Here is a 9,614-nt window from a genome sequence, read left to right on the forward strand (position 1 = left end):
ATGGCAAAGGAAATGATGAAAGGCAATGAAGCTGTTGCTGAGGCAGCCATACGCGCTGGAGTACAGGCGTATTTCGGATATCCGATCACACCTCAGACGGAATTACTGGAATGGATGTCTCGCCGTATGCCCGAAGAAGGTCGTGCTTTTGTGCAGGCTGAAAGCGAGCTGGCTGCCATCAATATGGTCTACGGTGCAGCCTGCACCGGCAGACGGGTTATGTCCTCTTCCTCATCACCGGGGGTCAGTTTGATGCTGGAAGGTATCTCTTATATGGCAGGTACGGAAGTTCCTGCTGTTATCGTGGATGTGATGCGTGGGGGACCTGGTCTGGGAAACATCCAACCTTCTCAAAGTGACTACAACCAGATCGTTCACGGCGGTGGTCATGGCGATTACCATCCCATTGTGCTTGCCCCGTGCAGTGTTCAGGAATCTATTGATTTGACAGTTCTGGCTTTTGATCTGGCAGAAAAATACCGTTCCATTGTTATTATCCTATCTGATGGCAGCATTGGTCAGATGATGGAACCGGCCGAACTGCCTCCGATGATGCCATTGAAGACTTCCTTCCCTGAATGGGCAGTCGATGGAGCTGCAGGTCGTGAACGCCGGTTCCTATCATCCATCTATATGGATGCACCGGCTGAAGAAGTGGCCAATATGCGGCTGTTGAACCGCTGGGCAAAGATACGCGAGAACGAAATTCGGTACAAAGAATATTATCTGGATGATGCCGAATATGCCATTGTTGGTTTTGGTTCTGCCGGACGTGTGGCATTATCCGCTGTCCGCCAGGCCCGTGAGATGGGTATAAAGGTAGGATTGCTGCGGCCGATTTCGCTCAATCCCTTCCCGGTGGATGCCATTGAAGCCCTGGGCAAACGGGTTAAGGGCATTCTGGTGGTCGAAATGAATACCGGCCAGATGTTGGATGACGTTTTGCTGGCAACCCGCGGAAAGGTTCCGGTTGAATTCTACGGCCGTACCGGCGGGGTCATCCCGTTCCCGGATGAAGTGGTCAGTGCTGTACAACGATTGGCTGCCGGTCCCATCGTTACCACCGGGCATCCACGCGACCGTTGGATGAAATTCATGTCGTTCCTTAACTGACGAAAGGGAGAAGAATGACTGTTCCTGAACTGGATTCCGAACAGGTGGCTGTTTACCAGCGGCCGGATGCACTTTCAGATACAAATACGCATTACTGCCCGGGGTGCACTCACGGTGTGGCACACCGGTTGATCGCGGAAGTCGTTGATGAAATGGGGCTTCGCGAACGCATGATTGGCGTGGCTTCAGTAGGCTGTTCAGTGTTTGCCTATAATTATTTTGATTTTGACTTCGTCCAATCTCCCCACGGCCGCGCCCCGGCCATGGCCACAGGCATTAAACGCGTGCTTCCTGATCGGATTGTGCTCACCTATCAGGGTGATGGCGATCTGGCTTCCATTGGTATGGCCGAAGTTGTCCATGCGGCAGCCCGCGGAGAAAACATCACCTGCATTTTCATCAACAACACCAACTACGGCATGACCGGCGGACAGATGGCGCCCACCACTCTTCCCGGTCAAAAAACCACATCTTCACCCAATGGACGAGATGTGGAAGTCAATGGCTACCCCATTCGCACCGCCGAATTGCTGTCCAAACTGGATGGAGCCAGCTATGTGGTCCGCCGCAGTTTGCATGATCCCAAGAACATCCGGCTGGCAAAGAAAGCCATCCGTACCGCCTTTGAAGTGCAAAAACGCGGACTGGGATTTTCGATGGTCGAACTCCTGTCCATCTGCCCGACCAACTGGGGAATGACTCCACGGCAGGCCATCCAGTGGTTGGAAGAAAAAATGATTCCCTTCTATGCCCTGGGTGACTACAAAGTCAATCCGAGCGTGGCAGACATTAAAATTTAGGCGGGAGGAAATATGCAAACAGAAATCTTGATTGCCGGTTTTGGCGGTCAGGGGGTTCTCTTTGGCGGTCAACTGATGGCGTATGCCGGCATGGAATACGGCAAACAGGTCACCTGGATTCCCTCCTACGGTCCGGAAATGCGCGGAGGTACAGCCAACTGCACGGTTATTATTTCAGACGAGGAAATTGGCTCGCCATTGGTCCGCCACCCCCGTGTGTTGATGGCTTTTAATTTACCTTCGCTTGATAAATACGAAAGTGCTGTAGCCGAGGGCGGTCTGCTGGTAGTCAATTCATCTATGGTGGAACGGTCGGTGGATCGGAAAAACGTCCGCTCGATATTGATCCCGGCCAACGAAATTGCCGAAAACCTGGGTGACAAGCGCCTGACGAATATGGTCATGCTGGGTGCCATGCTGGCCAATCAGCCGGTGCTTCCACTTGAGGCTGTCGAAAAGGCTCTCGAACACCATATTCCGGAACGGCATAAACGGCTGCTCCCCATGAATATTAAAGCCTTGAGAAAAGGCGCTGAATTCAAGCCAGTGGCTGTGAAATAGGTTTTACAGAAGAGAAGAAGTTGAAAAAGCAGGCCGGACAGGCAAAATCCGGCCTGCTTGATTTAATTTCTACGTCACCATTAATTGGCAGGGTAGATGCAAACGGTATTCACCTCACCTATCAAACCTCCACCCGGCTCCGCTTGCATCTACCGCTCCCTCATCCCAACGTGTCACCGCTGGAAGCAGGCGGAGCAAGGTTGATTGACCATAGACACAATCCATACCGCCTGCTTCCACCCTGCATTGGTTTACGATAAAAATTTTTGGCAGGGTAAATGCAAGAAGAAGCAAATTATCCAAAATCTTTCATTCCATAACCATGATTGTGCCCCCAGAACCATCCACCCGAACCAACTGACCGGTTTTCAACCGACTGGTTGCCTGGTTTACACCCACCACGGCCGGAATGCCGTATTCCCGCGCCACCACTGATCCATGCGTCATCATCCCGCCGACTTCCGTCACCAGTCCTCCGGCAGCCAGAAAGAGCGGCGTCCAGGCCGGATCGGTAGCCGGGCAGATTAAAATTTCGCCTGGGAAAATCTGTGCACCGTGGGGATCAAACACCACCCGTGCTTTACCTTCCACCACACCGGCTGAAACCGGCGTCCCGATCAGAGTATCGGGATCATCACATTCTATAGAGGTCGGGGCATCATAAAAAGCCGTACCGTCGGTCAACATGACCCGGGGAATGCGGGTACGCCGCAATTCGCGCTGATAAACATTGCGACGTTCATTGATACATGATTTCCAATCCCGCCGGTCACCTTCTGCCAGAGCTTTTAATTCCCTTATATGCAAAAACATGACATCATCTGCTTTTTCCAGAATCCCTTCAGCAGCCAGTTTTTCACTAAAATTAAGCAGGGCATACCGGTAAATACTGAGCAAGCGAACGACGAAATACTTTGGAGTTTCCCGCAATCCACCCAACTCACGATACCGGCGGATTAATCCATTGACGATTTTTGATTTTATAAATCCTCCAGGCTGTTGCCTGACGACCTGGACAATCTTCTGCTGAGCCTCAGCCGCAATTTCCTTTCCCTGTTCGAACAGGATATCCGGTGCAGCCGATGGATTTACCTGCAAGTAACTTTTTAATGCCTGGAACAGGTTGGATGGGTGTTCCCGCCAACGCGGCCGGCCCAGGTCTATTTCTGCCAGACCCCGAATGCCATATTCAGAGAGAAAGTCTACCAATGCCTGCTGAATAATGACAGGCAGGCTTCCGGCATGGTATTGTTCCACCAGAATCTTAATATCTGTTGACAGGAAATATTGAACAGCAGCCGCATCTGATCGGATTTTTCGCGCGGTTTCCCACAATTTTAAATCCATCTGAGTGGTCACATTGTACGGCAGTCCCCTCGTCAAATTGAACATAAGCTCCTGGCTGCCCTGAAAATCAAATGTTCGCAGCATGATCTGGTAGGGCGCCTGACCACCAACAATACCGCCCACAAGATACGGCATGATATCCGCCGGAAGGAAGAAAGTGGTTTGTTCAAAAACCCTAACCAATTCACCCAGCGTATGGGCTCCCTCGCATCTTAATCTGACCTCATCCAATACCCGGTCAATCTTCTTTTCCAACCGGGCGCGTCCTTTCGCCGGTGATATCAGGTTAGAAATTGCACTACCCGCCAGCGGAATCAGCACTTTTAACAGGCTCATCCTGCTGGTCAGCGAAAGTGATTCAAGTCTTGAAAACCGTTTGTCTTTTACCAGGAATCCAATCACCCTGGCAGATTCAGGATCAATGGCCTCGGTGAATATCTCCACAATCGTGCGCCCCTGTGGACTTTTAAGCAAATTGGTAATGTTGACAAATATCCGCTCCCCGGCTGTGAATACGGCTCTCTGTTCAAGCGGGGTAGTATCCTCACCGAAATTCCGGGCAAATCCTACAATCAGGTATTTGAAAACATCCTGACCGATTGGAGTGTACGGATCAAGCATCCCCTGCCAGACACCAAAAGAAAACAAAATTTCCAGCGGGTTTTCTTGAACATTATCTGGCAGTGGATAAAGCGAAGTAATCGGGCGTGATTGAACCACATACAGCCGGCCATCTGCCCAGGCCCATTCCATATCTTGCAGAGAGCCAAAACTAGACTGCGCTTTTTGTCCAAGCCTGGCCAGCTCCATGATTTGCGCATCCGGCAAGGCCTGTCGGTCAGACGCCGGCAGCTGCAGGCTGACTGTTCCGCCGCCATCCTTACCCTGAATGGAAAGTCCTTTGGCCCCCAGGGTTTTGGTTAAAATACGGTCGGATGGCATTTCTACCACATAATGGTCAGGGTCCACCTGACCAGATACCATGGCTTCACCCAGTCCCAGGGTAGCATCTATGACGGTTTCATTTCGCTTCCCAGTCAACGGGTTGGCGGTGAATAATACCCCTGATGCTTCGCTTTGCACCATTTTTTGGACCACAACAGCCAGAGTGACATCATTATGTGAAATGTGATTACGGGTACGGTAGCCAATCGCCCTGGCTGTCCACAGGCTTGCCCAGCAATTAACAATAGCCTGTAGAAGAGCATCTTTTCCCACAATATTGAGGTAGGTATCTTGTTGCCCTGCGAATGACAGATCGGGTAGATCTTCCGCTGTTGCCGAGGAACGTACTGCCACTGCTGTACTTTCTCCCAAAGAAGCATATGCCGCCAACGTTTCAGAAACCAATTCATCCGGTATCTTTCCTGAAACGAACAGGGAATGGATCGCCTCCGAAGCCCGATCCAGATCAGCCGGAACATCAGATTGGATCATATTAAGAACATCTTGAATTTTTTCCTGCAATCCATTTTGCGCGACAAATTCCCGGTATCCAGATGTTAAGACAACAAATCCATCAGGAACAGGCAATTGAGCATGAATTAATGCCCCCAGGTTGGCTCCCTTCCCTCCCGCGATGTTGATATCGGATCTTTGTAAATCAGACAGTGGTTTTGTATAGTTCATTTGGAAGTCTCCCTGTTACTTGATAGATAGCCAAATCTGAATGCTGTAATAGATAGTACGATCAAGGCTGCAACACCAACCATCCCCAACACGAAAGGGATGGATATTTTTTCCAGTAAAAATCCGGTTAAAGCCGATGCCAGAAAAGATGCCGTACCGGTTAACGTTTGTGAAATACCCATCAATCTTCCACGCATCGCCGGAGCGATGGTTTGCAAAAGCACCTGTCCATTTATCTGAACAATCATCATGCCCATACCAATCAAGGCAGTGATGGTACATGCCATAACAAGGTTTGAAGAGAAAGGTAAAAACATAACGGCAAGACCCATTAAGATGGCTCCGGTAAGGCTGCATTGCATACTGGTAAACCACCGTTTGGAGAAATTCGATAGAAGAGCCCCTAACAACATTCCACCGCCCAATCCGGAGACAATCAGCCCGAACTTGCTGGTGGCAACATGTAAAACATCCCGGGTTATGACCACTCCGGCAACGGAAATTGTTCCCACAATATAAAAGCCCACTGTGATGGTTACCAGCGATAATAGTACAACAGGCTGGGTCAGCGAAAATGCCAATCCTTCTTTTAGATTTTTTAAAAGGTCAAACCTTATCTTCGTTCTGGAATGAAAAGGTATGGAAAGAAACATTACCGCTACAGCCGGAATGAGGAAAGTAGCCGAATCAACATAGAAAGCAGCATTCAATCCATATTGTTCCGTAATCCAGGTTCCGATACCCGGTCCAATCGCCATAGCAAAAACAATTGACATGGCGAATAATGAATTGGCGGTCATTAAAGCATCTGGAGGTACCAAATCAGGTATGGCAGCCGCCCTTGCCGGTACAAAAAACTGGTTAATTGTCGACATCACCAGATAAATAACAAAAACACCTGCCAGCCCCGGTGCCACTGGAAGCCAAAAAACCAGCATGCCTTGAAACAGATTGGCTGCCACCATAATCCATTTTCGGTTCCAATGATCGACAAAAACACCGGCTATACTGCCCAACAAAAGGGCTGGAATGGCTTTGAAAACCATCAAAGTACCCACAGCACCGGAGGAGCCTGTGCGATCGTAAACCAACGTGATCAAAGCCACCATTACCAGCCGGTCACCCACCAGAGACAGGGCTTCGCTTAACCAGAGTACAACAAATGCCGATGATTGCATGACCAGACGCAGGCTGTTGCCTGTTTTTGCTGGAAATGATGGAATAGAGTTTTCAGACATATAACCTTTTCTTTTCGACCGACCGTACGGTCGAAATAATTGTTAAAAAAAGAGCCTTTCAGGCATCAATCCCATGAAAAAAGATATCCAGAATCGCGGAAGCAGAATGTCCATTGGTTTGATTTCGAATGCCGCTCATATACACCATGGCGAAAGTACCCTGTATCATGGTCAGCAACACTCTAGCGGCGGCCACCGGTTCAACAGGACGGAAAATACCCTGTTCAGTTCCCCGGCGGATGGCATCGGCCAATAACTGAATATATTCCAGAGAAAATTCCTTGAATTCATGTTGCATCAGGTCGCGTGAACCCGCCACTTCCCGCCGCAAAACCGAGATCATATCGGCCGAATCGAGCAAATAATCGACACTGGATGTTACTGCCACCTTGATTCGCTGTCGCGGATCTTGCTCAGCGCGCATCATGGTCAATGCTTCTTTCATATCTGAAAAAGTTTGATGTATCAGCGCAGAAGCAATGGCCTCTTTATCAGGAAAATGGTAGTAGATGGTGGCTTTCCCAATTCCGACTTCAGCCGCAATTTCACGCATGGAAGTGGCTGTGTATCCCTTCTGAATAAACAGACGGGCGGCAATTTTTTGGATCTTTTCTGCAGTTTCCTGGGCTGTCATCTTTTCTCGATAGACCGACCGGTCGGTCTGTTTTTATTGTAGATACATTTATTCTTTCTGTCAAGGAAAAACCTGCATATCGTGAATCAGGCTGACAGACGATCCAATCTGAATAATGAAATTGAAATTCCTACCGGCCTACGATGATTTGAACCCTTCGAGGATCAACGGGATATCGCTCTTCGATTCGCGCACGGCGGCTTCCAGAGAATTCATCATTTTGTTGAATTCTTCTGGTTTCAAGTTTTCTTCCAGAAGAGGCATATATACTTCTTCTTCCTTGTCAATATGGACTTTCACCATCAAATACAGGCCATACAGGACACGACGCAGACTGCATACCTGGTCTTTGGTAACGCTCAACCCAGAGACATGAGAGCGCAGGTAGCTTAACTCCCGGGTAAGGTTACTGATAACCATATGATCATGACTCATTGTTTCAGTGGCATGCCGCGAACCCATTACTTTTTGAATGATTGGATACAGTGCTTTATCTTCTGCCAGGGCATGCGGAATGATCGTATGCACCAGAATATCGAAGGACGTTTCAATGCCCGAGAATGTGGCGGCGGAAAGATGGTCTTCTGTAATGGAATCAGCTGTCACTCGGAGCGTCTCAATATCCTTCAAGAGCTCCCTGTGCTCTTCTCGAAGGGGCAGTGTACTGGTATTCATTTTTACACTCCTTACAAACCAAAGAGGAAAAAGCAAATGGATGTTTGACAATGGATAAGATTGAAAACAATAATGGTGAACCGTGTACCTCTCACATACCTAAACTTTACCCCGGAAGGAATCAAGATTCAATAAGGCCGGTCAATCCGGCAGGAATTTTAAGGTTACGGTGAACTCGCAATTTCATGAAGAAGAAATTCTCTGTACAATCAATTCAACAGGTAAATCCAATGCTGACTTTAATAATGTGACTGGTTCCCCTTAAACAATCCGGAATAACCCGGGGAGGATGATCATGAATGATCAAATTTCATCCAATCAACTGGTAATTACAGACCGACCCATCGCCGCCTGGAGCATTGCTGTGGTTATGTTTTGCATCTCGTTTGTTGTTCTCTTTATAAAACAACTGAGCATCGCTTCAGTAATCATTCTGGCAGCATCAATACTGCTGATTATTTTGAACCCTGAAACAACCATCACAGCAGATAGCACTCTTCGCACTCTCACAAAGACCACCCACTGGATATTCGGGAAACGTACCACCGAGTTTTCTTTCAATGAGATTGCCGGCTTTGATGTTCAGACATCCCGATCACAATCTTCAACGCGGAGCCAAAGCACCAGTTACCGGCTTATCCTCATAAAAACAACCGGGGAGAGGGTTCCCCTACAATTTGCCACATCCAGTTCCTATGGGGTAAAAGCCCAGCAGGCTCAGGATTTAACCCGATTCTTGAATCTCCCCGGGTGGGAAGATAAACCCACCAATCTTTTTCAGACGGCCATGCAAACCCAGGTCGCCATGACGAAAAATCCTGCTATGGCCCAGGAAGGAACAACTTCGGGGGTTTCCTGGAATATTGAAGTTCATTCCATTGGCGACAAACCGGTGACTCATTGGATTTCAGGAGATTTCACCTGTCCCGGCGATTTTCTGCTGGTTTCCCAGAAACCAGCCAATTCGCCATCCATGGTCGGAGGCGGCGGCCTGCTGGGAAGCCTGGTTTCCATGGCTTATAAACAGATTCTCGGATTATACGGCTTCCTTCCGAGCGATGCACCCGGATATGACTCAGCCGTCCCAGTGCCTTCGGGTGACACACTATTTGACAGGAATTTCGCCACGATGACCAGCAGCTTGAGTTTTGGAAAGAGCCTGTTGAATCCCTGGACAATTACTCCCTTCGATCATTGGGCGGAAAAATATCCCCTGAAAACTGTCAACGCCAACGATCAGGTCGGACAACTGGCGGTGCTCTATTCACCCCGGGGTGTCCAGGTGGCCATACTTGGCCTGCTCCCTCCCAATGAATTCGACGAAATCATCGCGTTGGGGGTCGAACTGGTCAAAGCACAGGGTGGAGGAAAACCAGCCGGGTAACTTTTTCCTGCTTTTTTCTGACAAATTTATCAAAAATGTGACCTGATTAAGACATCACGTAATGCCTCACGGGAAAATGTAACCAAAGGGTAATCGTTGCCTCATAATTGATGTTACCGAGATAAAGTACATAATTGGTGAACCTTCTGATCTATGGACTTACGAAGAGTAACTGGATTTAGCTGAACATACAAATTGGTGAGGTTGGCTTTGATCTGGAAGGGGATCAGATC

9 protein-coding genes are annotated in these 9,614 nt (G+C 48.8%); 5 read left to right on the forward strand and 4 right to left on the reverse strand.

Annotated elements, in window-relative coordinates; all coding sequences use genetic code 11:
* The 4 genes from vorB to LTAR_RS12800 are packed head-to-tail and all read left to right on the forward strand — an operon-like array spanning position 1 to position 2,734.
* Positions 1-1,113 carry a 3-methyl-2-oxobutanoate dehydrogenase subunit VorB gene (gene vorB / locus LTAR_RS12785; protein ID WP_062422635.1) on the forward strand — a complete coding sequence of 371 codons (1,113 nt, stop codon included), beginning with the start codon at positions 1-3 and terminating at the stop codon, positions 1,111-1,113.
* Between the two features lie 14 nt (positions 1,114-1,127).
* Positions 1,128-1,913 carry a thiamine pyrophosphate-dependent enzyme gene (locus LTAR_RS12790; RefSeq protein ID WP_062422636.1) on the forward strand — a complete coding sequence of 262 codons (786 nt, stop codon included), beginning with the start codon at positions 1,128-1,130 and terminating at the stop codon, positions 1,911-1,913.
* Between the two features lie 12 nt (positions 1,914-1,925).
* Positions 1,926-2,474 carry a 2-oxoacid:ferredoxin oxidoreductase subunit gamma family protein gene (locus tag LTAR_RS12795; protein WP_062422637.1) on the forward strand — a complete coding sequence of 183 codons (549 nt, stop codon included), beginning with the start codon at positions 1,926-1,928 and terminating at the stop codon, positions 2,472-2,474.
* 20 nt (positions 2,475-2,494) lie between these two features.
* Positions 2,495-2,734, forward strand: a complete 240-nt coding sequence (locus LTAR_RS12800) for a hypothetical protein (RefSeq protein ID WP_062422638.1) — start codon at positions 2,495-2,497, stop codon at positions 2,732-2,734.
* A gap of 49 nt (positions 2,735-2,783) precedes the next feature.
* On the opposite strand, the gene LTAR_RS12805 is transcribed toward LTAR_RS12800, so the two are convergent.
* From LTAR_RS12805 to LTAR_RS12820, 4 genes are all read right to left on the reverse strand, one after another.
* Positions 2,784-5,450: a PEP/pyruvate-binding domain-containing protein gene (locus LTAR_RS12805; RefSeq protein WP_062422639.1), complete on the reverse strand. Its 2,667-nt coding sequence runs from the start codon at positions 5,448-5,450 to the stop codon at positions 2,784-2,786.
* Positions 5,447-6,688 carry an MFS transporter gene (locus LTAR_RS12810; RefSeq protein WP_062422640.1) on the reverse strand — a complete coding sequence of 414 codons (1,242 nt, stop codon included), beginning with the start codon at positions 6,686-6,688 and terminating at the stop codon, positions 5,447-5,449. The genes LTAR_RS12805 and LTAR_RS12810 overlap by 4 nt, the downstream gene beginning before the upstream one ends.
* Positions 6,689-6,746: 58 nt before the next feature.
* Positions 6,747-7,322 carry a TetR/AcrR family transcriptional regulator gene (locus LTAR_RS12815; RefSeq protein WP_062422641.1) on the reverse strand — a complete coding sequence of 192 codons (576 nt, stop codon included), beginning with the start codon at positions 7,320-7,322 and terminating at the stop codon, positions 6,747-6,749.
* A 138-nt stretch (positions 7,323-7,460) separates the two neighbouring features.
* Positions 7,461-7,997: a hemerythrin domain-containing protein gene (locus LTAR_RS12820; protein WP_062422642.1), complete on the reverse strand. Its 537-nt coding sequence runs from the start codon at positions 7,995-7,997 to the stop codon at positions 7,461-7,463.
* Positions 7,998-8,292: 295 nt separating this feature from the next.
* On the opposite strand from LTAR_RS12820, the gene LTAR_RS12825 reads away from it, so the two are divergent.
* Positions 8,293-9,381, forward strand: a complete 1,089-nt coding sequence (locus tag LTAR_RS12825) for a hypothetical protein (protein WP_062422643.1) — start codon at positions 8,293-8,295, stop codon at positions 9,379-9,381.
* Positions 9,382-9,614: the final 233 nt, after the last annotated feature.

Origin of the sequence: Leptolinea tardivitalis (genome assembly GCF_001050275.1) — a bacterium.
Lineage (GTDB): Bacteria > Chloroflexota > Anaerolineae > Anaerolineales > Anaerolineaceae > Leptolinea > Leptolinea tardivitalis.